Origin of the sequence: Massilia phyllosphaerae, assembly GCF_034659755.1 — a bacterium.
In the GTDB taxonomy this organism is placed as follows: Bacteria; Pseudomonadota; Gammaproteobacteria; order Burkholderiales; family Burkholderiaceae_D; genus Telluria; species Telluria phyllosphaerae.
This window is the reverse complement of record NZ_JAXSQX010000003.1, coordinates 662,432-686,423: the sequence shown is the minus strand read 5'-3', so window position 1 is coordinate 686,423 and position 23,992 is coordinate 662,432. Positions and strand designations below refer to the sequence as shown.

General features: G+C 64.6%; 21 protein-coding genes and 3 pseudogenes. 11 read left to right on the top strand and 13 right to left on the bottom strand.

All coding sequences use genetic code 11. From position 1 onward, the window contains the following. The first annotated feature begins 59 nt into the window (after positions 1 to 59). Positions 60 to 1,166 carry a DNA polymerase III subunit beta gene (gene dnaN / locus U1H99_RS15660; protein ID WP_323142640.1) on the top strand — a complete coding sequence of 369 codons (1,107 nt, stop codon included), beginning with the start codon at positions 60 to 62 and terminating at the stop codon, positions 1,164 to 1,166. A 94-nt stretch (positions 1,167 to 1,260) separates the two neighbouring features. Next, complete coding sequence (gyrB, locus tag U1H99_RS15655; protein ID WP_323142639.1) at positions 1,261 to 3,765, top strand: DNA topoisomerase (ATP-hydrolyzing) subunit B; 2,505 nt, start codon at positions 1,261 to 1,263, stop codon at positions 3,763 to 3,765. A 79-nt stretch (positions 3,766 to 3,844) separates the two neighbouring features. Here the strand turns inward: gyrB and U1H99_RS15650 are convergent, their stop codons facing one another. Both U1H99_RS15650 and U1H99_RS15645 read right to left on the bottom strand, forming a co-directional pair. Beyond that, complete coding sequence (locus U1H99_RS15650; RefSeq protein WP_323142638.1) at positions 3,845 to 5,002, bottom strand: acyltransferase family protein; 1,158 nt, start codon at positions 5,000 to 5,002, stop codon at positions 3,845 to 3,847. A gap of 132 nt (positions 5,003 to 5,134) precedes the next feature. After that, on the bottom strand, positions 5,135 to 6,421 hold the full coding sequence (locus tag U1H99_RS15645) for an extracellular catalytic domain type 2 short-chain-length polyhydroxyalkanoate depolymerase (protein WP_323142637.1): 1,287 nt from the start codon (positions 6,419 to 6,421) through the stop codon (positions 5,135 to 5,137). 264 nt (positions 6,422 to 6,685) lie between these two features. Here U1H99_RS15645 and U1H99_RS15640 point away from each other — a divergent pair, with 264 nt between their 5' ends. After that, positions 6,686 to 7,228 (top strand): PEP-CTERM sorting domain-containing protein, encoded by a 543-nt coding sequence (locus U1H99_RS15640; RefSeq protein WP_323142636.1) that lies wholly within the window; start codon positions 6,686 to 6,688, stop codon positions 7,226 to 7,228. Positions 7,229 to 7,248: 20 nt separating this feature from the next. Here U1H99_RS15640 and U1H99_RS15635 read toward each other — a convergent pair. The 3 genes and pseudogenes from U1H99_RS15635 to U1H99_RS15625 form a co-directional block, all read right to left on the bottom strand. Next, a pseudogene (locus U1H99_RS15635) lies at positions 7,249 to 7,819 on the bottom strand (YbhB/YbcL family Raf kinase inhibitor-like protein). 104 nt (positions 7,820 to 7,923) lie between these two features. Next, positions 7,924 to 8,457, bottom strand: a complete 534-nt coding sequence (locus tag U1H99_RS15630; protein WP_323142635.1) for a helix-turn-helix transcriptional regulator — start codon at positions 8,455 to 8,457, stop codon at positions 7,924 to 7,926. Beyond that, entirely contained in the window at positions 8,454 to 8,714 is a 261-nt protein-coding gene (locus U1H99_RS15625) for a hypothetical protein (RefSeq protein WP_323142683.1), read from the bottom strand. Before U1H99_RS15625 ends, U1H99_RS15630 begins: the two co-directional genes overlap by 4 nt. Between U1H99_RS15625 and U1H99_RS15620 the strand changes: the two genes are divergently transcribed. The 6 genes from U1H99_RS15620 (at position 8,637) to U1H99_RS15595 (ending at position 14,634) form a co-directional block, all read left to right on the top strand. Continuing rightward, complete coding sequence (locus U1H99_RS15620) at positions 8,637 to 9,206, top strand: HAD hydrolase-like protein (protein ID WP_323142682.1); 570 nt, start codon at positions 8,637 to 8,639, stop codon at positions 9,204 to 9,206. The genes U1H99_RS15625 and U1H99_RS15620 overlap by 78 nt on opposite strands. Before the next feature lie 122 nt (positions 9,207 to 9,328). Continuing rightward, the gene (locus U1H99_RS15615; protein WP_323142634.1) at positions 9,329 to 9,811 is read left to right on the top strand and encodes a MarR family winged helix-turn-helix transcriptional regulator; all 483 of its coding nucleotides are present in this window, start codon (positions 9,329 to 9,331) and stop codon (positions 9,809 to 9,811) included. Continuing rightward, positions 9,808 to 11,862, top strand: coding sequence for an FUSC family protein (locus U1H99_RS15610; protein ID WP_323142633.1), 2,055 nt, complete (start codon positions 9,808 to 9,810; stop codon positions 11,860 to 11,862). Before U1H99_RS15615 ends, U1H99_RS15610 begins: the two co-directional genes overlap by 4 nt. Positions 11,863 to 11,875: 13 nt before the next feature. After that, positions 11,876 to 12,082, top strand: coding sequence for a DUF1656 domain-containing protein (locus U1H99_RS15605; RefSeq protein WP_323142632.1), 207 nt, complete (start codon positions 11,876 to 11,878; stop codon positions 12,080 to 12,082). A gap of 1 nt (position 12,083) precedes the next feature. Then, positions 12,084 to 13,082 carry an efflux RND transporter periplasmic adaptor subunit gene (locus tag U1H99_RS15600; protein WP_323142631.1) on the top strand — a complete coding sequence of 333 codons (999 nt, stop codon included), beginning with the start codon at positions 12,084 to 12,086 and terminating at the stop codon, positions 13,080 to 13,082. Positions 13,083 to 13,092: 10 nt separating this feature from the next. Further along, the gene (locus U1H99_RS15595; RefSeq protein ID WP_323142630.1) at positions 13,093 to 14,634 is read left to right on the top strand and encodes an efflux transporter outer membrane subunit; all 1,542 of its coding nucleotides are present in this window, start codon (positions 13,093 to 13,095) and stop codon (positions 14,632 to 14,634) included. A gap of 145 nt (positions 14,635 to 14,779) precedes the next feature. Here U1H99_RS15595 and budC read toward each other — a convergent pair whose 3' ends face one another. The 4 genes and pseudogenes from budC to U1H99_RS15575 form a co-directional block, all read right to left on the bottom strand. Next, on the bottom strand, positions 14,780 to 15,541 hold the full coding sequence (gene budC, locus U1H99_RS15590) for a meso-2,3-butanediol dehydrogenase (protein ID WP_323142629.1): 762 nt from the start codon (positions 15,539 to 15,541) through the stop codon (positions 14,780 to 14,782). Positions 15,542 to 15,556: 15 nt separating this feature from the next. After that, positions 15,557 to 17,776: a xanthine dehydrogenase family protein molybdopterin-binding subunit gene (locus U1H99_RS15585; protein ID WP_323142628.1), complete on the bottom strand. Its 2,220-nt coding sequence runs from the start codon at positions 17,774 to 17,776 to the stop codon at positions 15,557 to 15,559. Continuing rightward, entirely contained in the window at positions 17,773 to 18,762 is a 990-nt protein-coding gene (locus U1H99_RS15580) for an FAD binding domain-containing protein (protein ID WP_323142627.1), read from the bottom strand. The genes U1H99_RS15585 and U1H99_RS15580 overlap by 4 nt, the downstream gene beginning before the upstream one ends. A 9-nt stretch (positions 18,763 to 18,771) precedes the next feature. Continuing rightward, positions 18,772 to 19,353, bottom strand: a pseudogene (locus U1H99_RS15575) ((2Fe-2S)-binding protein); the annotation flags it as partial. Between the two features lie 189 nt (positions 19,354 to 19,542). Here U1H99_RS15575 and U1H99_RS15570 point away from each other — a divergent pair. Continuing rightward, positions 19,543 to 19,977 (top strand): hypothetical protein, encoded by a 435-nt coding sequence (locus U1H99_RS15570; protein ID WP_323142625.1) that lies wholly within the window; start codon positions 19,543 to 19,545, stop codon positions 19,975 to 19,977. Between the two features lie 13 nt (positions 19,978 to 19,990). On the opposite strand, the gene U1H99_RS15565 is transcribed toward U1H99_RS15570, so the two are convergent. The 4 genes and pseudogenes from U1H99_RS15565 to folE form a co-directional block, all read right to left on the bottom strand. Then, a complete protein-coding gene (locus U1H99_RS15565; protein WP_323142624.1) occupies positions 19,991 to 20,599 on the bottom strand; it encodes a phosphatase PAP2 family protein in 609 nt (202 codons plus the stop codon). A gap of 94 nt (positions 20,600 to 20,693) precedes the next feature. Further along, complete coding sequence (locus U1H99_RS15560) at positions 20,694 to 21,692, bottom strand: aldo/keto reductase (protein ID WP_323142623.1); 999 nt, start codon at positions 21,690 to 21,692, stop codon at positions 20,694 to 20,696. Positions 21,693 to 21,761: 69 nt separating this feature from the next. After that, positions 21,762 to 22,037, bottom strand: a pseudogene (locus U1H99_RS15555) (transposase); the annotation flags it as partial. Positions 22,038 to 22,298: 261 nt separating this feature from the next. After that, positions 22,299 to 22,865, bottom strand: coding sequence for a GTP cyclohydrolase I FolE (folE, locus tag U1H99_RS15550; RefSeq protein WP_141836953.1), 567 nt, complete (start codon positions 22,863 to 22,865; stop codon positions 22,299 to 22,301). A gap of 156 nt (positions 22,866 to 23,021) precedes the next feature. Here folE and U1H99_RS15545 point away from each other — a divergent pair, with 156 nt between their 5' ends. Continuing rightward, on the top strand, positions 23,022 to 23,906 hold the full coding sequence (locus U1H99_RS15545; RefSeq protein WP_323142622.1) for a hypothetical protein: 885 nt from the start codon (positions 23,022 to 23,024) through the stop codon (positions 23,904 to 23,906). The last annotated feature ends 86 nt before the right edge of the window (positions 23,907 to 23,992 follow it).

The following is a 23,992-nucleotide window of genomic DNA, read 5'->3' as shown; positions in this document are numbered from 1 at the left end:
GGTTACTCTGGCAAAATATTGCGCAGAAAACATTTTTACCCACAAGATCGAGGATATTTATGCAACTGGTCAAATCCACCCGAGACACGCTTCTCCGGCCACTGCAGATCGTGAGTGGTATTGTCGAGCGTCGGCACACTATGCCGATTCTGGCCAATATCCTCATCCGCAAGAACGGCGAAAGCGTCTCCTTCCTGTCGACCGACACCGAGGTGCAGATCACGACCCTGGCCAACATCGGCTCCGGTCCTGAAGAGACCGGCACGACGGTCGCCGCGCGCAAGCTGCTGGACATCCTGCGCGCGCTGCCGGAATCCGGCGACGTCACGCTGACCCTGCTGAACAAGCGCCTGACCGTGCAGAGCGGCAAGTCGCGCTTCGCGCTGCAGACCCTGGCCGCGGAAGAATTCCCGACCGTGAACGTGGCCGAGACCCACAACGCCTCCGTCACCCTGCCCCAAAAGACGCTGAAGCACCTGTTCAACATGGTGCACTTCGCGATGGCCCAGCAGGACATCCGCTACTACCTGAACGGCCTGCTGCTGGTGCTGGACGGTAACAACGTGATCGCGGTCGCCACCGACGGCCACCGTCTGGCCTTCGCCCAGGTGGCCACCGACCAGACCTTCGAGCGCCAGGAAGTCATCATCCCGCGCAAGACCATCATCGAACTGCAGCGCCTGCTGGAAGAAAGCGACGACACCGTCCAGCTGGACATCGCCGCATCCCAGGTGAAACTGACCTTCGCCGACATCGAACTGGTGTCGAAGCTGGTCGAAGGCAAGTTCCCGGATTACACCCGTGTGATCCCGAAGGGCTACAAGAACGATTTCACGATCAGCCGCGAAGAACTGCTGCGCTCGCTGCAGCGCGCTGCGATCATGACCAGCGACAAATTCAAGGGTGTCCGCTGCATGATCTCGCCGGGCTCGATGAAGATCAGCTCGACCAACGCCGACCAGGAAGAAGCGGTGGAAGAACTGGAAATCGACTACGGCGGCGACGTCATCGACATCGGTTTCAACGTCACTTACCTGCTCGACGTGCTGAACAACCTGAAGTGCGACCAGGTGAATATTGCGCTGGGCGATTCGAATTCGTCGGCACTGATGTCGATTCCGGAAAATGGCGACTTCAAATATGTCGTCATGCCCATGCGTATTTAAAAAAGGCTGAGACGGCCCCATATCGTCTTGTTGCCTGAGACCGCGCTTCCCCCGGATCCGCGGTCTGGTTTACCCGTTTTTTGAGAAAGCAGTCATGTCCGAGAACACTCAAGCAGTTTTGGAAACCTCGCCGAACAAGGCGGACGAGTACGGCGCCGCGTCGATTCAGATCCTCGAAGGCCTGGAGGCCGTGCGAAAGCGCCCGGGCATGTACATTGGCGACACCTCGGACGGTACCGGCCTGCACCATCTGGTGTTCGAAGTGCTGGACAACTCGATCGATGAAGCGCTGGCCGGCTATTGCACCGAGATCCACGTCACGATCCACGCCGACAACTCGATCTCCATCACCGACAACGGCCGCGGCATCCCGACCGGCGTCAAGATGGACGACAAGCACGAGCCGAAGCGCTCGGCGACCGAGATCGCCCTGACCGAGCTGCACGCCGGCGGCAAGTTCAACCAGAATTCGTACAAAGTGTCCGGTGGCCTGCACGGCGTCGGCGTGTCCTGCGTGAACGCGCTGTCGAAGCTGCTGCGCGTGACCGTGCGCCAGAAAGGCAAGATCCACCAGCTGGAATTCTCGCGCGGCGTGCCGATGGACCGCATCATCGAAGTCGTCGACGGTGTCGAAGTGTCGCCGATGAAGGTCCTCGGCGACACCGACAAGCGCGGCACCGAAGTGCACTTCTGGGCCGACGAGGAAATCTTCACCCACGTCGAGTTCCACTACGAGATCCTGAGCAAGCGTATCCGCGAACTCTCGTTCCTGAACAACGGCGTCAATATCAAGCTGTCCGACCAGCGCAGCGGCAAGGAAGAAATCTTCGCCTTCGAGGGCGGCACCCGCGGCTTCGTGGAGTACATCAACAAGGCCAAGGCCGTGCTGCACCCGACCGTGTTCCAGGCCACCGGCGACCGCCAGTCGGACCAGGGCACCAACATCGCGGTGGACGTGTCGATGCAGTGGAACGACTCGTACAACGAGCAAGTGCTGTGCTTCACCAACAACATCCCGCAGCGCGACGGCGGTACTCACCTGACCGGTTTGCGTGCGGCGATGACGCGCGTAATCAACAAGTACATCGACGAAAACGAATTCGCCAAGAAGGCCAAGGTCGAGATCTCGGGCGACGACATGCGCGAAGGCCTGACCTGCGTGCTGTCCGTGAAAGTGCCGGAGCCGAAGTTCTCGTCGCAGACCAAGGACAAGCTCGTGTCGTCGGAAGTGCGCGGCCCGGTCGAAGAGATCGTCGCCAAGACGCTCACCGACTTCCTGAACGAAAAGCCGAACGACGCCAAGATCATCTGCGGCAAGATCGTCGAAGCCGCGCGCGCGCGCGAAGCCGCACGCAAGGCCCGCGACCTGACCCGCCGCAAAGGCGTGATGGACGGCCTCGGCCTGTCGTCGAAACTGGCCGACTGCCAGGAACGCGACCCGGCGCTGGCCGAACTGTACATCGTCGAGGGTGACTCGGCAGGCGGCTCGGCCAAGCAGGGCCGCGACCGCAAGTTCCAGGCCATCCTGCCGCTGCGCGGCAAGGTGCTGAACGTGGAAAAGGCGCGCTTCGAAAAGATGCTGTCGTCGGAGCAGATCACGACCCTGATCGCGACCCTCGGCACCTCGATCGGCCCGGACGAATTCAACGTCGACAAGCTGCGCTACCACCGCATCATCATCATGACCGACGCGGACGTCGACGGCGCCCACATCCGTACCCTGCTGCTGACGCTGTTCTACCGCCAGATGCCGCAGCTGGTCGAGCGCGGCCACATCTACATCGCCCAGCCGCCGCTGTACAAGGTCAAGGCAGGCCGTGACGAGCGCTACCTCAAGGACGACGTCGAGGAAGCCAGCTACATGATGAACTTCGCGCTGAACACCGCCGCCCTGGTGCCGCAGGACGGCGCCGAGCCGATCAGCGGCGATGCCCTGGCCGGCCTGGTACGCCAGTACAACCTGGCCAACGCTATCATGATGCGCCTGACCCGCCTGATCGACCGCGCCGCCCTGTCCGCCATCATGACCGGCGTCACGCTCGACATGACGACCCTGGACAACGCCGAAGCCACCGCCCAGGCGATGGCCAAGACCATCAACGACCCGGCCGTCAAGGTGCTGGTGCGCACGGACGACCTGTCCGGCAAGCACGCGCTGCGCATCGAGCGCATGCACCACGGTAACGTGCAGGTGACCTCGATCGACGCCGACTTCGTCGACAGCGCAGACTACGCCACCCTGGCCAGCTCGGCAGCGACCTTCCAGGGCCTGATGGGCGAAGGCGCACTCGTGCGCCGCGGCGAAGGCGACCGCATGAAGGAGTTTGCGGTACGCGACTTCCACGGGGCCATGAACTGGCTGCGTGAAGAGGCGGAGCGTGGCGTGTCGAAGCAGCGCTATAAAGGTTTGGGCGAGATGAATCCCGAGCAGCTTTGGGAGACGACCATGGATCCGACCGTGCGTCGCTTGCTGAAGGTGCAGATCGAGGATGCGATTGCTGCGGATCAGATCTTCACAACCCTGATGGGGGATGAGGTGGAGCCGCGTCGTAATTTCATCGAGTCGAATGCGCTGCAGGCGGGGAATATCGACGTCTGATCAGGTGTTCCAGGCTCAACAAAAAGCCAGCCTTCGGGCTGGCTTTTTTCATGTGCGCGCATTTCGCATCGCGCTAACATCATCCGCGCAGGGTCGACGCTTTGGATGCCAACGCATGCCTGTGCAGCGATCGGGACGATTTGGCGAACAGCTTGCCCAGAGGCGCTTCCACCGAGTGGAAAAAGACAGCACCGGCAGCCACGCTGGCAGCCCAGGCGACCAGCATGCCCACTGCCTGCAGATAAGGCTGCTCAAATACGAAACGCTCGAACACCGCGTTCACGACCAGGCACACGGGAAAGTGAACGAGGAAGATCGAAAACGAGATCGTTGCCACTCGATTGACGAGACCCAGGACGCCACCCGTGCAAAACACGAGTCGCGCACGGCCAAAGAGCAACAGGACGCCAGCCACGACGACGGCCACGGCGATACGGCTGCGGAAATCCAGTGCCAGCGCCACTGCGGCCGGCAGGACCATCATCAGCAGCAAGACCAGGCTTGTGCCGGGCTGACGCTTCGGATCGCTCGCCCACCAGGCCAACGCGCCCAGGCCATAGCTACCGAAGAAGTACGGTGCCCACACATCCCAGTCGGCGTCACGGTTGAAGTAGAGCAGCGAGGCACTCATGCCGATCACGACCAGGGCAGGCGCCAGCCAGGCTTGCAAGCCCTTGCCGGCAACACGGGGCGGCAGCCACAGCAGCAGCGTCATCAGCGCATACAGCTGGAAATCGATCGCCACGTACCAGGCGCCGGCGGACAAGGACTCATAGCCCAGCACACCCTGCAGCAACAGCACGTGCGATATCAATTGGCCGATCGTCGGCGGTGCCGAAATCGAATCGTCCGTCATCCACAAGCTGGCCACGGCCGAGGCCAGAATCGCCAGCAACATCGCCACGATGAACGGCGGCGCCAGCTTCATATAGCGGCGCCAGATGGCCTGAACGGGATTGGCAATGCCAGGCAGCCCTTGCGGCGACAGCGATTTCGCCGCCAGGAAGCCGCCAATGACGAGGAAGACTTGCACGGCAATCCGTGCGTAATCGTAGAGCCAGTCGATCAGCGACGGCATGATGGTCCGCGCGTGGTCGGACATCGGGCCGTAGAAGGCCAGGTGGTGCAGGACGATCAGCTGCGCCGAACCTGCCTTCAACAGGTTAATCAGGACAAACTGCTTCTGGGGTGCCGGTTGCGATCCGGACGTGGGTACCGCTCCATGTATGAACTTCATGCCTAGCCTTCTCAACAACGAATCGTTCAACATTGCCTTGGAGACAATGTTGAGCGAGGCATCATAGCTGAGCTGGCGGAAGCATGGTCACTCGTTACATTCAGTAACTTTCGTCAATACGCTGTCTTTCTGCTAGGAACAGCTTCCATAAGCGTAGTATCCGGCCGACGTACGCCGCACATCGGTATATGCCGTCGTCAGGTAATAACCCAGGTACTGGTTCGAGTTCACCGCATACACCTGCCCGTCGGTACCGATGTAGGCGCGGCCATTGGCCACGTGCGCATAATTGCTGGCATACCAGTGGCTGCAAGTGAACGGCGCCGCCGTATTGCCGCCGACGATCTTGTCGATCATCGTCTTGATGGCCACCATCTGCCCACCGCTCTTGCCCGGGAAATTCACGTCCTCGTAGCCCCACCAATCCCAGCAGCCGCCCGGGTTGTTCGTGGTAGCGATGGTCTGCGGATACAGCACGACGATCCTGTTGGTATCGGCCCAGCGGTTATAGCCGGCGTTCTGGTAAAAGGCGGTGCCGGCGACCGACGCGCTTTGCAGGCAACCATGAAAAGCGACGTGCAACCGGCACGCCTGTCCTGCCGTGCAGGCAGCAGGAACATAGGCATAGCCGCTGCTGGCCATGCTGTAGGTGCCCGGATTGAAGTTGCCCCAGAATGCGGACTGGTCGAAGTTGATGAAGCTGCCGCTCAGGGTGCCGGTGTTCTTTGTATTCAGCGTCCCGTAAATCCATTTAAGAATCTCGCCGGCGGTATCGAAGTTGCAGTTGTTGAGGTAAGGGCTGCCATTGACGCTGCAGCCGTTGCCGAAGAAATCGGTCGGCACCGCGTGCTCGGCGGCGAGGTTGTTCTTGTAATAGATGTTCGCGGCCGGCAGGTAATTGGCGTACATCGTTTTCAGGTCATCCATCACCGGTTGGCGCACCGTGGAATCGATGGTGCCGGACAGCAGATAGACCCTGGAAGCAGACATATTGCCGGTCGGATCGATGTAGCCGTTGCCCGACCAGGTATTCACCACCGACATCAGATACGGCAGGTTGCGCGATCCCGTGTTGGCCATACACGGGCCGACCGAGATCGCGACATTGCCTTGCGAGCAGTACACCGGACCGCCGGCCACGATCCCCGCCCCTTTCCGGATCGTCTTCGAGTAGGCGAAATGCATCTGCGCTGCCATGTGCGCCCCGGACGAGAAGCCGGATACCGAGACTTCCTCCACGCTGACGTTGTATTTCGGCAGGGCGATGATCGCCCCCAAGGCGCTTGCGCTCGGCAAGCTGGTGAGAACGACCAATGCCGCAAGAAGTCTCGAGGCTGTAACGCGAATTGCCATGTGTTGTCTCCGCTCGTCATCGTTATGTGAATCCCAATGTGGCAACGACGCGTCAATTTTTAACAATTGACTAAAAGCAGAATAGTTCAGGTAGGTAAATATTCAAGCAGAAAGAGTGTGCCTGCGTGAGGAAATGCGTGTGCAAATAGTTTATGAAATCGCAACGTCCTAAAGCCGAGTTCACGAATGTTCGCTAACGATATTTGAGTCAGCACAAACCTCATGCACGAGATGTTGTAATCGTGTCCCAACAGAAATATTCGTAGCAATTGAACATCACTGGTGCAATAATATTTCTGCAAGTTAATTTTATAACAACCAGGGATAACCATGAAAAAGACCATCGCTGCACTCGCCGGCGCTGCTTACCTGCTCTGCTCCACGCTCGCCCACGCCACCGTCTACAAGCTGGATTTCACGGCGTCCGGCTACGGCCCGGGTATTTTCGGCGGCGCCGCCGCCCCGCAAAATTCGGTCACCGGTTCAATCCAGTTCACCGCAGCCTCGCTGGGCGCCGCCGTCACTTCGATCGACGCGGTCAACCTGACGATCGGCGGACACGCGTATAAACCTGCTGAGCTCGGCACCAGTTTCTACAGCGACGGTTACGTCTTCGGCGCCCTCGTGAACGGCGTCGGCGTCACGCGCACGAACTCGGACGACTTTTATCTGATCCTGTCGAGCAGTTACAACGTCTTCGCATACGCGGTGAACAACATTCCGGATACCTGGACCACGCGCAATATCACTGCCAGCTACACCGAGGTGCTGCCGCCGTCGGCTCCGGTACCGGAACCGGCTACCCTGGCCCTGCTGGGGCTTGGTATGGCTGGACTGGGCATGGCACGGCGGCGCCAGGCGCGGCGCGCCTGATCTTTACAAGCGGCCCATCGTCAACGACCGTACAGCGCCGTCATCCGCGCGCTCCCCAGCGCATTCGCATGCAGCATGAAACCCACCATCGCGCCCGACGGCGCCGGCGGTACAGGCAGCTTGTCCACCTTCAGCGCGTGGACGGTGAACACGTAGCGGTGCGGCTTGTCGCCAGCCGGCGGGCAGGCGCCGCCGAAGGACTGGGTCCCGAAGTCGCTGCGGCCCTGCTGGGCCCCAGCCGGTAACGCGCCGGGCTGGCCCTTGCCGGCGCCGGCCGGCAGGCTGCGTGTGCTCGCGGGGGAGGTCGTACACGACCCAGTGCCACCAGCCGCTGCCGGTCGGCGCATCCGGATCGTAGACGGTGATGGCAAAGCTTCTGGTCCCTGCCGGGGGATCGGTCCAGGACAGCTGCGGCGACTGGTTGCCGCCCTGGCAGCCGAAGCCGTCCAGGACTTGCGCGGCGCCGAGCGTACCTTGGTCGCTCAGGTCGGCACTCGTCAGGCTGAACGCCTGGTCGAGCGCATGGGCACATGGTGCTGCGGACAAGGCGCACGACAGCGCCAGCAGGATGGAACAGCGTGGAATGGACATGAAGTTCTCTAGGATGGACAGGAACTTCAGGATGCCGCCAGCGGTGCGCGCCGTTCGCTCGGATTGCTGCGCCGGTCGCTCAAGCCGGGGCGGCGCGGCGCGGGTCAGGCGCCGCCGTTCGCCACCGTGGCCGCATCGACGCCGAAGCGCTCGGCGAACTGGCGGCAGAAGCTCGGCACCGAGCGATAGCCGCAGGCGTGTGCCACGCTCTTGAGCGGGCGCCGCGTCGTCTGCAACTGATATAAACCGTGATCAAGCCGCGCCTCGCGTACCAGCACCCGCAGCGAGGTGTGTTCTGCGGCCAGGCGCCGGCGCAGTGTGGCGCCGCTTATGTGCAGCTGCGTTTCGACATCCGGCGACGACCAGTCGCGTGCCGGCGCGCTACTGACCAGCAGACGGATGCGGCTGGCCAGTGCCGGGTCCTGCGCCAGCCTGAACTGCGACTCGCCGCCGCGCACCAGCGCCAGCAGCAGTCCCAATAAAGCGTGGTCGCGCAAGAGATCGTCGCCGCTTTTGGCCGCGTCCAAGAGGCGCTGCAAGGCCTCGCCCAGCGGTGCCAGCGTTCCAGTCCCCAGTGCGGCGCCGGGTGCCGGTGGCAGCGTATGCGCATCCAGCAGCGTGCGCGCCAGCCCGATCACATGCCATGGGAAGACGATGCACCAGGTGATTGCTCGGCGAGTTGCTCGGCCAACTGCGTCAATCGCTCGTCATTGCGCGCGTAACGCTCGATCGCATCTGTGCGATCATCGCCGCCATGACCTACCGCCTCGCCCTCTTCGACTTCGACGGCACACTTGCCGATTCCTTCCCGTTTTTCCTGAGTGTCTTCAATACCATTGCCGACCGCCACGGTTTCAAGCGCATCGACACCTCCCGGGCCGGGCAGTTCCGCCATTACGGCATCCGCCGCATGATGGCCCACGTCGGCTTGCCGGCCTGGAAACTGCCGCTGGTCGCGCGCAGCTTCATGGGAATGATGACGGATAACGCGCACACGATTCCGCTGTTCGACGGCGTCGGCGACGCGCTGCGCCACTTGTCCGCCGGCGGTGTGCGGCTGGCGGTGGTGTCCTCGAATTCGGAACACAACGTGCGCCAGGTGCTGGGCCCGGAGCTGGCCGGGCTGGTCACGCAATTCGAATGCGGGATGTCGGTGTTCGGCAAGGCCAGCCGGATGCGCGCGGTACTCAAGGCCAGCGGCGTCGCCGCGGACGAGGCGATCTATGTCGGCGACCAGGATACCGATGCCGAAGCGTCGCACCGGACCGGCGTGGCGTTCGGGGCGGTGCACTGGGGCTATGCCACCATCGAATCCCTGCGTGAGGCCGGGTGCGACGAAGAGTTCGTCACGCCGCGCGACCTGCACCGGATCCGGCTGAGCAGCTAGTTACACTCAAGAAACAACATTTCCTCAGAAAAATTACGTACAGAGTTGAAGCAAAATACTTCGCATGCTAAACTTTCGCATATCAACAGTATTCAAGCGAAATATATTTACGCGAAGCTTCCATGACCCTGTCGGACCAGACCCTCAGTAGCCTTACAGCCGCCCTCACCCATGCTTCGCGCGCCTACCGCGCCGCTGCCGACAAGGTCGGCGCCGCCTATGGTTTGTCGCAGGCGACCGGCCTGCCGGTGCTGGTCATCAGCCGTTTCGGCGAGGCCGGCGTGCGTCCCGGCATCCTGGCCGAAACGCTGGGCCTGGAAGCCTCGTCGCTGGTGCGCGTGGTCGACCAGCTGATCGAAGCGCGCCTGCTCGAGCGCCACGAAGATCCGCACGACCGCCGCGCCAAGATCCTGCGCCTGACCGAGGAAGGCGAACAGACCGCCCAGCGCATGGACCAGGCTTTGATCCCGTTTCGCCGCAAATTGTTCGGGGATTTTGCACCGGAAGACGTCGAAGCCGCCCTGCGCGTGCTGGCCGGCCTGCCGGCGGCGATCGCCAACATTACCTTTGCCTCGGACAACGCAGAAGAGTCGATGCACGCATGAAGTTTGCTAGCAGGTCGGAGCTGCTGTTCTCCGTTAAGTCTTTCGCGGCAGCGATGCTCTCGGTATATCTATCCTTGCGCATCGGACTGCCGCGTCCTTTCTGGGCCATGATGACTGCCTACATCGTGGCCCAGCCGTTCGCCGGGCCGACCCGCTCCAAGGGACTGTACCGGGCGGGCGGCACCGTCCTCGGCGCCACCGCAGTCGTCCTGCTGGTGCCGCACCTGGTCAATGCGCCCGAGCTGCTGTCGCTGGCGCTGGCATTGTGGATCGCCGGCTGCCTGTATTTCTCGCTGCTGGACCGCACCCCGCGTTCCTACATGCTGATGCTGGCCGGTTATACCGCCGGCCTGATCGGTTTCCCGGCCGTGAGCAATCCGGGCGCCATCTTCGACATCGCCCTGGCGCGGGTCGAGGAAATCGTGCTCGGCATCACCTGCGCCACCGTCGTGCACAGCCTGGTGCTGCCGCAGTCCTTCGGTCCGGTACTGCTGGCGCGCCTGGACCAGGCGGTACGCGATGCGCACCACTGGATCCGCGATGCCCTCAACCCGGCCGGCGACGCGCGCTCGGCGGCCGACCGCCGCAAGATGGCGACAGACATCACCGAGCTGCGCATGATGAGCACCCACCTGCCCTTCGACACCTCGCGCCTGCGCTGGACCGGGAGCGCCGTGAACGCGCTGCAGGAACGCCTGTCGCAGTTCGTGCCCATCGTGTCCGGTATCGAAGACCGCCTGACCGCGCTGCGCGAGATGGGTGCGACCGGCGTGTCCGCGCACTGGAACGCGCTGCTGCAGGACGTCGTGGCGCTGGTCGAGACGCCGAAGAACACCGATATCGCCAAGGCGGGCGGCAGCCTGCACGAACGCATCGACGAACTCGCGCCGCCGGTGCTGCGCGGGCTGGGCTGGACTGGCATGATCGAACTGAACCTGGCCGCGCGCCTGCACCGCCTGGTCGACATCGCGGTCGAGATGCGCGCGCTGCGCCAGCATATCGACGCCGGCGTCCATGGCCGCCTGCCGCCTGAAGTGCGCCGCTTGCCTGGCGTGTCGCCCAGCGCGCTGCACCTGGACCGCGGCATGGCCCTGCTGTCGGCCTTTGCCGCCATCGTCGCCGTGCTGGTCTGCTGCGCCTTCTGGATCCTGACGGGTTGGCCGGCCGGGGCGGCGGCGCCGATGATGGCCGCCGTGCTGTGCTGCTTCTTCTCGACCCAGGACAACCCGGTGCCCTTCATCCGCGGCTTCCTGGAGTACACGATCTATTCGATCCCGGTGTCGGCGCTGTACCTGCTGGTGCTGCTGCCCGCGGCGCACAACTTCGAGACGCTGGTGCTGTTCTGCGCCCCGGTGTTCCTGCTGCTCGGCGTGTTCGTCGCGCGGCCGGCGACCTTCGGACGTGCCTTCCCCTTCCTGTTCGGCGTGACCGGCACGCTGGCGCTGATGGACACGGACACCGCCGACATGGTGTCGTTCACCAACGGCATGCTGGCGCAGATCGCCGGACTGGTGGCCGCCGCCGTCATCACCAGCATGTTCCGCCGCGTCGGCGCCGGCTGGACCGCGCGCCGCCTGCTGAAGGCCGGCTGGCGCGAACTGGCGCGCCTGGGCAAGGGCGAAAAGACCACGCTGGCGAAATTCTCGGCGCGCATGGTCGACCGCATCGGCCTGCTGGCACCGCGCCTGGCGCTAGCCGCCCAGGCGACGCCGGGCGACCAGCAAGGCTTGCAGGCGCGCGACGCGCTGCGTGACCTGCGCGTCGGCCTGAACATGACGCTGCTGCAGCAGATCCGTGCCCAGCTCGGCCGCGGCGACACCGCGCTCGGCCCGCTGATGTCTCAGCTGTCGCACCATTTCGAGCGCCTGCCCGCGCTCGACAAGGATGGCGAGACGCATCTGCTCGGCGCCCTCGACAACGCCCTGCGTGCTGTCTGCGAGGGCACGCACGACGCGCCCCAGCGCGAAGCCCTGGCCGCCCTCACCGGCATCCGGCGCGACCTGTTCCCATGGGCGGCGCCGTACCAGCCTGCCCACATGACTGCTGTTTAACCAAGGAGATCCGATGATCGGCGAAGTCAGCATCTATGGCCTCTACCTTCCTCCGCTCCTGCTTCTCACGCTGGCGGCATTGGTGGTATCGCGCCTGTTCAAAGTGGTCCTGGCCTGGACCGGCTTTTACCGCGTGGTGTGGCATCCCGCGCTGTTCGATTTTTCTTTATTTGTCATCGTGCTCGGCGCGCTGACGTATTTCACACGTAACTGGTCCTGACATGGCGACGAAAAATTTTCTTCCGGCGGTCGGCCGGGTTGGTATCACGCTGCTGGTGACTGCGGGCGCAATCTATGCGGGCTGGCAGATGTGGCGCCACTATGAGGTCGAACCCTGGACCCGCGACGGCCGCGTCAAGGCCTACGTGGTGCAGATCGCGCCGGACGTCACGGGACAGGTAACGAAAGTGTACGTGCACGACAACCAGCATGTGGCCGCCGGCGAACCGCTGTTCGAGATCGACCGCGCGCGTTTCGAGCTGGCGCTGCGCCAGAGCGAAGCCGAGGTGACGGCGGCCGAGGCGGCCCTGAGCCAGGCGACCCGCGAGAACAAGCGTAACACTCAGCTGGACGACCTGGTGTCGCAGGAAACCCGCGAGCAAGGCCAAACCCGCACCGACCAGGCCCGCGCCACGCTGGCCCAGGCCGTCGTCAACCGCGACACGGCCAAGCTGAACCTGGAACGCTCGCACGTGGTGTCGGCGGTGGACGGCATCGTCACCAACCTCGACCTGCGCGAAGGCGCCTACGCCACCGCGGCACACCCGGTGATGGCGATCGTCGACCGCAGCACTTTCTATGTCGAAGGCTATTTCGAGGAAACCAAACTGCCCGGCATCCAGCTCGGCGACAAGGTCGAAGTCACCCTGATGGGCACGCGCCAGCCGATCTCCGGGCACGTCGACAGCTTCGCCGAAGGTATCGCCGACCGCGACCGCTCGACCGGCGCCAACATGCTGCCGAACGTGAACCCGACCTTCAACTGGGTGCGCCTGGCCCAGCGCATCCCGGTGCGCATCGCGCTCGATCCGGTGCCGGCCAGCGTGCGCCTGGTCGCCGGCCAGACCGCCACCGTGAAGGTGCTGCCGGGCGCAGCGCAGCCTGCGCCTGCTGCGCCGGCCACCCTGCCTGCTACTCCGGCCACCCCGCCTGCCGCCAAGGCACCGGCCGTCGTCGCTGCGGCGCCGGCCGCCGCACCTGCTGCCAAGACAGCGCATTAAGGAATTCATCATGACCCGGTATCGCTCCACAGCCTCCATCAAGAAGGCGCTGACGCTGTCGCTGATGGCGGCGGCACTGGCCGCCTGCACCACGGTCGGCCCCGACTACCACGTGCCGAAAGAGGCCGTGGTCAAGCGCGACGCCGCCAATGCCAAATTCATGGGCGCGGCCGACAAGGCCTTCAAATCCGACCCGCTGCCGGCCGATTGGTGGCGCCTGTACCAGGACCCGGTGCTGGATAAACTGATTGCGAAAGCCTTCAGCGCCAACGCCGACCTGCGCGTCGCTGCTGCCAACCTGCAGCGCACGCATGCGGTGCTGGAAGAAGTCGAAGAGAAGAAGCGTCCCGAAGTCGAGGCCAGCGTGGCGCCGGTGTACGGCCGCCTCGCCGGCGAATCGATCGGCATCCCGGAACAGCTGCCGCGCAGCGGCCTTTACGACGGCGACATCCGGGTGTCCTACCAGCTCGACATGTTCGGCCGCATCCGCCGTGCCATCGAAGCCGTGGAAGCCGACGTCGACGCCGCCCAGGCCGCCGCCGACCTGGCCCACGTGACGGTGGCCGCCGAGACCACGCGCGCCTACGCCGACGCCTGCTCGGCCGGCTACCAGCTGAAGGTGGCGCAGCAGTCGGTCGACCTGCAGCAGAAGTTCGCCAACCTGACCGCCGAGCGCGTCCAGCGCGGCCGCGGCATCGCCATCGACAACAGCCGCGCCCAGGCCCAGCTCGACGGGCTGCGCGCCAACCTGCCGCCGCTGGTGGCGCGCCAGCGCACCGCGCTGTACCGCCTGGCGGTGCTGACCGGCGAAGTGCCGAGCGGCTTTCCGCAAGAGGTGGCGCAGTGCGCCACGCCGCCGCGCGTGATCAGCGCGGTCCCGGTTGGCGACGGCGCAGCCCTGCTGCGCCGCCGTCCGGACGTGCGCCAGGCCGAGCGCCAGCTGGCCGGCGCCACCGCCCGCATCGGTGTCGCCACCGCCGAGCTGTACCCGAACATCACGCTCGGCGCCTCGTTCGGCGGCGTCGGTTTCATGAACGACTTCGGCAACGCCAACACCTGGAAATTCTCGATCGGCCCGCTGATCCAGTGGAACCTGCCGTCGACCAGCTCGGCCCACTCGCACATCGCCCAGGCGAATGCCGCCACCGCGGGTGCGCTGGCCCACTTCGACGCGGTGGTGCTGAACGCACTGCGCGAGACCGAAAGCGCGCTGACGGTGTATGGCCGTGAACTCGACCGCAACTCGCTACTCCGCGCAGCGCGCGACCAGAGCGCGCTGGCGGCCCGCCAGACCGCCAGGCTGTACCAGTTCGGCCGCACCGACTTCCTGGCCGCGCTGGATGCGGACCGCACGCTGGCCTCGGCCGAGAGCATGCTGGCGGCGTCGGATGCGCAGCTGGCGGCGGATCAGGCGCAGCTGTTTCTGGCCTTGGGTGGTGGTTGGGAGAATGCGCGGCCGAAGGGTGGCGAAGGCCATGAAGGCGGCCACGGTGCGAAGGGAGAGAAATCCGAGCATGTGGCACAGGCGGGGCACGCAGGGCACGCCAAATAAAGAGCACCATTCCTGCTTGATCCGTCGCCCCTGCGCAGGCAGGGGCCCAAGTTTATTTGAAGGGCCTGGTTACAAGCTTGTGGCCCGTTACGAACTTGGGCCCCTGCCTTCGCAGGGGCGACGTAATTACTTTTATCTCTACTGATTATTGGTGCGGCTGCCCATTAGAAGCCCGCAACCCCGCATCCACCGGCAGGTTCACGCCGGTAATCAGGCGCGCATCCTCGCTCGCCAGGAACGCCATCGCAGCCGCAATGCCTTCCGGATCCTCGGGCGCCCCGAGCGGCATGCGTTTCTTGAACTCGGCGATCAGTTCGGGTTTGGCCATCATGTCCTCGGTCATCCCGGTCTTGGTAAAGCTGGGATTCACCGCATTCACCCGCACCCCATCCTTGGCCGCATCCATTGCCATCGCGCGCACCATGTTGCTGACCGCGCCCTTCGAGGTGTTGTAGGCGAACATCTCCCAGTCGCCGCCCAGGCCCGAGACCGAGGAGGTCATGACGATGGCACCGCGCGTCTTGACCAGTTCCGGCATCGCCGCCTTGGCCATGTGGAAGTAGCCGCCGACGTTGACCGCCATGACGCGTTCGAAGTCTTCTTCGCTCGTGTTCATGATGTCGCCTTCGGTGGCCATGCCGGCGTTGTTGATCAGGATGTCCAGGCCGCCGAAGCGCTCGACGGTTGCCTTGACGGCGGCAGTGGCGGTTGCCTTGTCGGCGGTGTCGCCGACGTGCACCAGCACGCGCTCCTGCGGCAGTGCGCCGGCGGCGTCCTTGAGCTTGGCTTCGTCGTTGTCGAGCATTACGACACGGGCGCCTTCATCGAGGAAGCGGCGCGCGGTGGCCAGGCCGATGCCGGAGGCGGCGCCGGTGACGAGTACGGTTTTTTCTTTGAAACGGGTCATCTTTTTCCTTTCTGCTTACAAAACTTTGTCGAGCGTGATCGGCAGGTCGCGCACCCGCTTGCCGGTTGCGTGATACACCGCGTTGGCGATCGCCGCGCCCACGCCCGTGATGCCGATCTCGCCGATGCCCTTGGCACCGAGCGGGTTCACATGGGGGTCGTCCTCGTCAACGATCTGGACGTCGATTTCCTGGATGTCGGCATTGGTCGGCACGTGGTACTCGGCCAGGTTGCCGTTCACCGCGCGGCCGTTGCGCTTGTCGATCAGGGTTTCCTCGAACAGGGCCAGGCTGATGCCCCAGACCACGCCGCCCATCAGCTGGCTGTAGCCGGTCTTTTCGTTCATCAGCTTGCCGACGCCGTAGACGCCGACCACGCGCGGCACGCGGATTTCTCCCAACGCTTCGTCGACCTGCACTTCGACGAACACCGCACCGAACGCATGCATCGAGTATTTTTTCGGCGCGTCGCCCGGCTCGGCCTTGGCCGTGACTTCGACCGCCTCGCCATGGCTTTGCCGGTGGCGGGTGGCGATCTCCAGCATGCTGGCGCGTTTCGACGGATCGGCCAGCAGGTACAGCTCGCCCTGCTCCACCCCGACCGCATCCGGCAGCGCCCCGAACAGCGGCGAGCCGTCGTCGGCGGCGGCGATGCCGATCAGTTTCAGGCGCAGCGCATGGCCCGCGGCCTGCACCGCCGGGCCGACGCTGGCCACCGTGGTCGAGCCGCCCGACACCGGCGCTTCCGGCATCTGCGAGTTGCCGAGTTCGAAGCGCACGTTCTCCACCGCGACGCCCAGCGCATCGGCCGCGATCTGCGTCATGACCGTGTAGGTACCGGTGCCCAGGTCCTGGGTACTGGAACGGAACAGGGCAATGCCGTCCGGCTGCAGGCTGGCCGAGCACTGGCCGGCCGAGCGGTTGGTCGGATAGGTGCAGGTGGCCATGCCCCAGCCGACCAGCTTGTCGCCCTGGCGCATCGAGCGCGGCTGCGGATTGCGGTCCTTCCAGCCGAAGCGCTCGGCGCCGATCTCGTAGCACTGGCGCAGCGATTTGCTGGAGAACGGCAGTTCCTTGCCCGGGTCGATCTCGGTGTAGTTCTTCAGGCGCAGTGCGACCGGGTCCATGCCCAGCTCGTAGGCCAGTTCGTCCATCGCCGACTCCAGCGCGAACGAACCCGAGGCTTCGCCCGGCGCGCGCATGAAGGTCGGCGTGCCCAGGTTCATCGGCGCCAGCCGGTGCGAGGTTTCCTGGTTCGGGCTTTCGTACATCATGCGCGTCATCAGCGCGGTCGGTTCGATCCAGTCCTCGATCACCGAGGTGTAGGCGACCGTGTCGTGGCTGGATGCCATCATGCGGCCATCATCCAGCGCGCCGATGCGCATGCGCTGCTCGGTGACCGGGCGCTGGCCGACCGGGCCGAACATCTGGTTGCGGTCGAGCGACAGCTTGACCGGGCGGCCCAGCTGCTTCGCTGCCATCGCGGTCAGCGGCACGTGCGACCACACCGACCCCTTGGAACCGAAGCCACCGCCGACGTAGGGGCAGATCGAGGTCACGTTTTCCTGCGGAATGCCGAAGATGGCGGACAGGATCTTCTGCACGCCCTTCATGTACTGGGTCGAGTCGTGCACCGTCAGCTTGTCGCCGTCCCACTCTGCGATGGTGGCGTGGGTCTCGAGCGGGTTGTGGTTTTCGATCGGGGTGGTGTAGACCGCGTCCACATGCTTGCTGGCCGCCAGCAGGCCGGCCTGCAGGTCGCCGCGCCTGGTGTCGGTTTCCTCGGTCAGCACTTTTTCCGGTGGATGCACGGATTGCTTGGCGACGTCGAAATCCAGCACCGCCGGCTTGTGCTCGTATTCCACGCGCAGGCGGGCGGCGGCGTCGCGCGCATGTTCCAGCGTGTCGGCCACGACCACGGCAATCGGCTGGTTGTTGTAATAGACATCGTCTTCCTGCAGCAGCGTCAGGCGGCGGCCGACCGGCGGCTGGATCTTGCCGTCCTTGGTTTCCTGCGGCAGGCGCATGGCGTTCTGCGGCGTCATGACCAGCAGCACACCGGGCACGTCGCGTGCCGCGCTGTCGTCGATGCGCAGCACGCGTCCGCTCGGGATCGTGGACGTGACCAGCACCGCGTGGGTCAGTCCTTCGACCGGGTGCTCGGCCGAGTAACGGGCCTGGCCGCTGACCTTGGCCCAGGCGTCGGTACGGTTGATGGGTGCGCCGATTGCGTTCATACGTTTCCTCCCGCTGCAGTCTGTAAAGCGCGCACGACCGCGCGTTGGGCCAGTTCGACCTTGAAGGCGTTGTCCTTGTAGGCATGGGCGCCGGCCACCGCCGCCGCGGCCACCTTGGCCAGCACCTCGTCGGTCAGGGGTTTGCCGCGCAGCGTGTTTTCGGCGTCGAGCGCGCGCCAGGGTTTATGGGCCACGCCGCCCAGCACGATGCGCGCGTCGCGCACCAGGTCGCCATCCATCTCGACGGCGGCCGCTACCGACACCAGCGCAAACGCATAGCTGGCGCGGTCGCGCACCTTGATGTAGTGCGAAGTCTGGGTAAATTTTGCCGGTGGCAGTTCGACCGCGACGATCAGTTCGCCCGGCTGGATCACGGTATCGTCCTGCGGCCGGTCTTCGGGCAGGCGGTGGAACTCGGCCACCGGCACCTGGCGCGCGCCATCCGGCCCCTGCAGGTGGACGACGGCGTCCAGCGCCACCAGTGCCACGCTCATGTCCGAGGGATTGGTGGCGATGCATTCCGGGGTGGCGCCGAGGATCGCGTGGATACGGTTATAGCCTTCGAGGGCGTCGCAGCCCGATCCCGGGTTGCGCTTGTTGCAGTGGGCGAAGGTGGGGTCGGTGAAGTAATAGCAGCGGGTGCGCTGAAGCAGGTTGCCGCCGACCGTCGCCATGTTGCGCAGCTGGGTCGTGGCACCGTTCAGGATGGCTTCCGACAGGATGCGGTAGCGCTGGCGCACCAGCGGGTGGTTCGCGGCCGCGGTGTTCGACACCGTGGCGCCGATGCGCAGGCCGCCGTCCGGCAGTTCCTCGATGGCGGACAGGGCCAGGCGGCTGACGTCCACCAGGCGGACCGGCTTTTCGATGCCGCTTTTGTACAGGTCGAGCAGGTTGGTGCCGCCGCCGATGAACTTGGTGCCGGGCTGGCGCGCCAGTTCGATCGCGTGGTTCACGTCGTTCGCGCGTTCATAGGATATCGAGTGCATGGATTCCCCTCAGGCCTGGCGCAGGACGACGCTGCGGATCGCCTTGACGATGTTCGGATAGGCGCCGCAGCGGCACAGGTTGCCGCTCATGCGCTCGCGGATCTCATCGTCGCTGAGCTGGCCGGGGTCGAGTTGCTGGCCTTCGGTCAGTGCGCTGGCCTGGTGCTGCTTGACTTCGTCGAGCAGGGCCACGGCCGAACACAGCTGGCCGGGGGTACAGTAACCGCACTGGAAGCCGTCGCAATCCATGAAGGCCTGCTGCATCGGATGCGGTTCGCCCTCGTGGGCCAGGCCCTCGACGGTCGTGATCTCGCGGCCGTCGTGCATGACGGCGAGCGTCAGGCAGGAATTGATGCGCTGACCGTCCACCAGCACCGTGCAGGCGCCGCACTGGCCGCGGTCGCAGCCTTTCTTGGTGCCGGTCAGGTGGGTGACTTCGCGCAGGGCGTCGAGCAGGGTGACGCGCGGTTCGATATGCAGCTGGTGCTCGGCGCCGTTGATGCGCAGCGTCAGCGCTTGGGGAGGGACGTAGGAAGGCGCGTCCTGCACCGCCGTCGCGTCCAGGGTCTGGTCGTCTTGTGGCATTGCTGGTCTCTCGATTCGGTTGGTAGTGTGTTATTGATCATCGCCGAAATCAAAAAAATGCGCAGCGCGCCAGCGGCAATTCCGCTTGGAAATCAAAGACTTGTGGAAACTTTTGGAAGGCAGGCGGTGTGCGGCGTTGCAGAGGGCGTTTGAAGAGTTCTATACTCGGGGCCGTGATGCACACAGGAATGACCCATGCGCTCCCCTCTTACCAGGCTGACTTATTTGCTGCCGACGCTGCTGCCGACTTTGCTGCTGGCCGGCTGCGTCAACGATTCGGCCAGCTATACCATCGATAACGACCGCGACCATGCCGTCGTGGTGAGGGTGACGCAGGATTATTTCTGGAGCAAGCAGGCATCGCTGAGCGTGCTGGCCGCACGCCTGCCGGATTGCCAGCGCCGCTTCGATTTCGGCAAGACCGACCTGACCGACCTCAACATCGAACTGTTCTCGACCGGCCAGGAAACCTTCCTGCTGCGCGCCGGCGAAGACATGTGGCAGATCGAAACCAACAACTGCACCCAGTTGCCGGCGCCGGGAGACGACGTGCAGGCGCAGCCGATCGGCGTGTTCCACCTGGACGGCAAGAAAAAGCTGGTGTTCGAGAAAGCGGAAGGCGCTGCCTGAGCGTAGCAGCCGCTTAAGGACGCAGCCAGCCGCGCGCGATCGGCCGCGCCAGCAGGCGACGATACATCGTTGCCATCATGTCCGCCAGCGCCGCGCACAGCCAGGTTACGGCTGCGGTATGGAACAGCAGGGTCATGGCGAGCGCCATGGTGAATCCGCCCAGCATGTCGAGCGGCCAATGCACGCCGAGGAAGACCCGGGCCCAAGCCACGGCCAGCGCCAGCGGCAGCATGGCCAGGCCGAAGCGGCGCACGGCGGGCGCACGGTCACTGGCCAATACCAGCGCCACTGTGAACATGATCGTGCCGTGGTCGCTCGGGAAGGAACTGTTGGCCGCATGCGGCAGGAAATTGTGACCGATATGCTCGGCGAAGGGCCGCGCGTGGTACCACAACAGGCCGATGAGCACGTTGAGCGTCAGCGCGCAGACCGTGGCGGCCAGCGCCCGCACCGCCGCTTCGCGCTGCTGCGCCTGCCCGCCCATCCACAGGGCGGCGAGGCCGAACGGTACCACCAGGATCAGGTATTTGGCGGCGAATATACCGAGGTCGAGGCGCCAGCCATGCAGGCCGGCGTCCGCGTTGAGCATGGAAAACCACAGCAGGTTCAGGTGTTCGAGCATGATGAAGTGTGCCTTTACAGTAAGAGCATCACTTCTTTATAGATGCTCCCCGGTGCGCCCGGAAGAGCGAACTCAGCCGTAAGTTTAACCTGCCTCAACCCATCTCGCTATCGAGGTGCGCCATCTGTGCGGCGTTGTAGCGCTCGCCCGCAGCCGCATTCGGCGGCACGATGGCTTCCAGGCGCGCCAGGTCCTCGGGCTTGAGCACCAGGTCGGCCACGCCCAGCGCTTCCTGCAGGCGGTCGCGGCTGCGTGCGCCGACCAGCGGCACCACATCGGCGCCCTGCGCCGCCACCCAGGCGATCGCCAGCTGGGCCACGGTCACGTCCAGGTCCTGCGCCAGCGCGCGCATGCGCTCGACCAGGGCCAGGTTGGCATCCAGGTTGTCGCCCTGGAAGCGCGGGCTGGCCAGGCTGCGGAAATCCTTGTCGCCGCCGCGCGCGCGGCTCCAGTGCCCGCTGATCAGGCCGCGCGACAGCACGCCGTAGGCGGTGATGCCGATGCCGAGCCGGCGCGCGGTCGGCAGGATCGCCGCTTCGATGCCGCGCGAGATGATGGAATATTCGATCTGCAGGTCGCTGATCGGGTGCACGCTGCTGGCGCGCTGCAGCGTGTCGGCGCCGACTTCGGACAGGCCGATGTGGCGCACGTAGCCGGCCTTGACCAGGTCGGCGATCGCGCCCACCGTCTCTTCGATCGGCACGTCGGGATCGAGGCGCGCCGGACGGTAGATGTCGATGTAGTCGGTGCCCAGGCGCTTGAGGGTATAGGCGACGAAGTTGCGCACCGCTTTGGGGCGGCAGTCGTAGCCGTTCCAGGACCCGTCCGGCCCGCGCAGGGCGCCGAACTTGACGCTGATCTGCACGTTCTCGCGCGGGCGGCCGACCAGCGCATCGCGGATCAGCATCTCGTTATGGCCCATGCCATAGAAGTCGCCGGTGTCGAGCAGCGTGATACCGGCGTCGAGCGCGGCGCGCAGGGTGGCGATGCTTTCGTCACGGTCCGCCGGACCGTACAGGTCCGACATGCCCATGCAGCCCAGGCCCAGGCGCGAGACGCGCGGGCCGTGTTGTCCGAGTCCGGTGGTGTGCATCGTCTGTCAATGTTCCTTTGGCTAGCGTTGTCCGGTCAACTGGCGCAACCGCGTGATTTCGGCGCTGCGTCCGAGACGGTCGAGCGCCTGCTCGAGCAGGGTACGATCGCCCTCGCGCAGCATAGTCCATTGCGTGAAATACTCGTGCACGGTACGCCAGGGCGGAAATTCGGGCGGCATGCTGCGCCAGGCGCAGCCGGTGTGGAGGAAATACAGGACGGCGCAGAATACGTCGTACAGGTCGTGCTTGCGCGGACGGGTCTTGCGGCGCGCCGCCTCAAGCATGTCGCGCACCTGGTCGAACTGCTCACGCGGTACATCGCTCGGGAATATTGGCCTGGACATGTCGCTCGCCTCAAAATGACTTGGAACGCTCGATCCGGAACAGGTTCCCGATCGAAGCTGAATGGGAACACACCCTTGTTGACTTTTAAACTTCGTCAATACGAGTGTAGCATGCGTTCCGCATCCCTGTGTGCCACGCTGGTGCAGGCGTGTAGCGCCGTGCGCACTCGCGGTGCATACAGGAAAGTGAGGGAGAAAAGACAGGGCGGCGCGTATGCCGCCCGGTGGAAAGCGCTTGTCGCGCTTTGGTCGGACGCGCGCTTAGTCGCGGGCCAGCGCCAGGAACTCGGTGCGCAGCGCCAGGTTCGGCTGCAGTTCGCCCAGCATGGCCGAGGTGATGGTTTCCTCGCCCGGGGTGCGGATGCCGCGGCTTTCCATGCACATGTGGCGGCACTTGATGACCACGCCGACGGCTTTCGGTTCCAGCACTTCCATCAGCGTATTCGCGATCTGCACGGTCAGGCGTTCCTGCACCTGCAGACGCTTGGAAAACACGTCGACCAGGCGGGTCAGCTTCGACAGCCCGACGATCTTGCCGTTCGGCAGATAGCCGACGGTGGCCTTGCCGAAGAACGGTGCCAGGTGGTGTTCGCAATGGCTGTAGACCGGGATGCCGCGTACCACGATCAGTTCGTTGTATTGCTCGGCGCCGTCTTCGAAGGCTTTCAGGATTTCGACCGGATCCTGGTCGTAGCCGGAAGTCCAGTGTTTCCAGGCCTTGGCGACGCGCGCCGGCGTCTCGTGCAAGCCCGGACGATCGGGATCTTCGCCGATGCTGGCCAACATGCGGCGCCAGTCGTTTTCGGTGAAGAGTTCTTTGTCAGACATGGTGGTCCCTAAATATATGTAGATAAAACTGCCGAGAGTATATAGAAAATGCTGTGGACCTACAGGTCCCGGGCCGACTGTTGACCAAACCGGGCGCATCTGTTGTAGCGATGCGCTAGCGTTGTTGACGTCCTTATCACCGCTTGGGAGACAAACATGCTCGGCAGCACTGTTTTGGAAGTCGCGGTCGGCCTGACGTTTTGTTACGGCACGGTCGCCCTCATCGTGAGCACCCTGCAGGAAGCGCTGGCGGCACTGTTCCGGCTGCGCGCCAATACCTTGCTGGCCGGCGTCAAGAGCATGCTCAACGACCCGCGTTTCGACGGCCTGGCGCGCGCCGTGTACGCCCACCCGCTGGTCAATCCGCACACCGACGGCACGGCGCAGGACGAAGCGTCGCTGCGCACCAAACCATCGTACATCGAACCCGCGCATTTTGCGATTGCCCTGGTCGACAGCCTGTGGAAGGCGCCGGGCGACTTCCTGGCCTTGCGCGGCGCCATCGACACCATCCCCGACCCGCAGCTGCGCAGCGCGCTGCAGGGCATGTACAACCGGGCCCGCGACCTGCAGCAGTTCCAGGACATGCTGGCCGGCTGGTTCGACAATGCGATGGCGCGCATGTCCGGCACCTATAAGCGGCGCCAGCTGCTGATCTCGTTCCTGCTGTCGCTGCTGCTGGCGATCCTGTTCAACATCGACAGCATCCACCTGTTCCGCACGCTATGGCAGCAGCCGGCGCTGGTGGCGCACCTGCAGGACGTGCCGGATGCGATCGATCCGGCGCTGGTCGATGCCCTGATGACGCTACCGATCGGCTGGCGCAGCTTCCCGCCGCAGATGAACGCCGACTTTGCGCTGCAGGTGTCGGGCTGGCTGCTGACCGCCTCGACCACGCTGTTCGGGGCGCCGTTCTGGTTCGACCTGATGCAGCGCCTGGTACGCATGCGCAATACCGGCAACAAGCCGGAAGAGATCCCGCCCGGGCTGCGGATGGAAGGCCGGATCGCGGCGACGCCGTCGCCGGGACGCCTGCCCTAGTCTGCTTGCCCTAGAGCGCCTGTTCCGAGCGCCAGGCAAAGCCCAGGATAAGGCGCATCGCCGCAGCGGCGGACCGCGAAGACAGT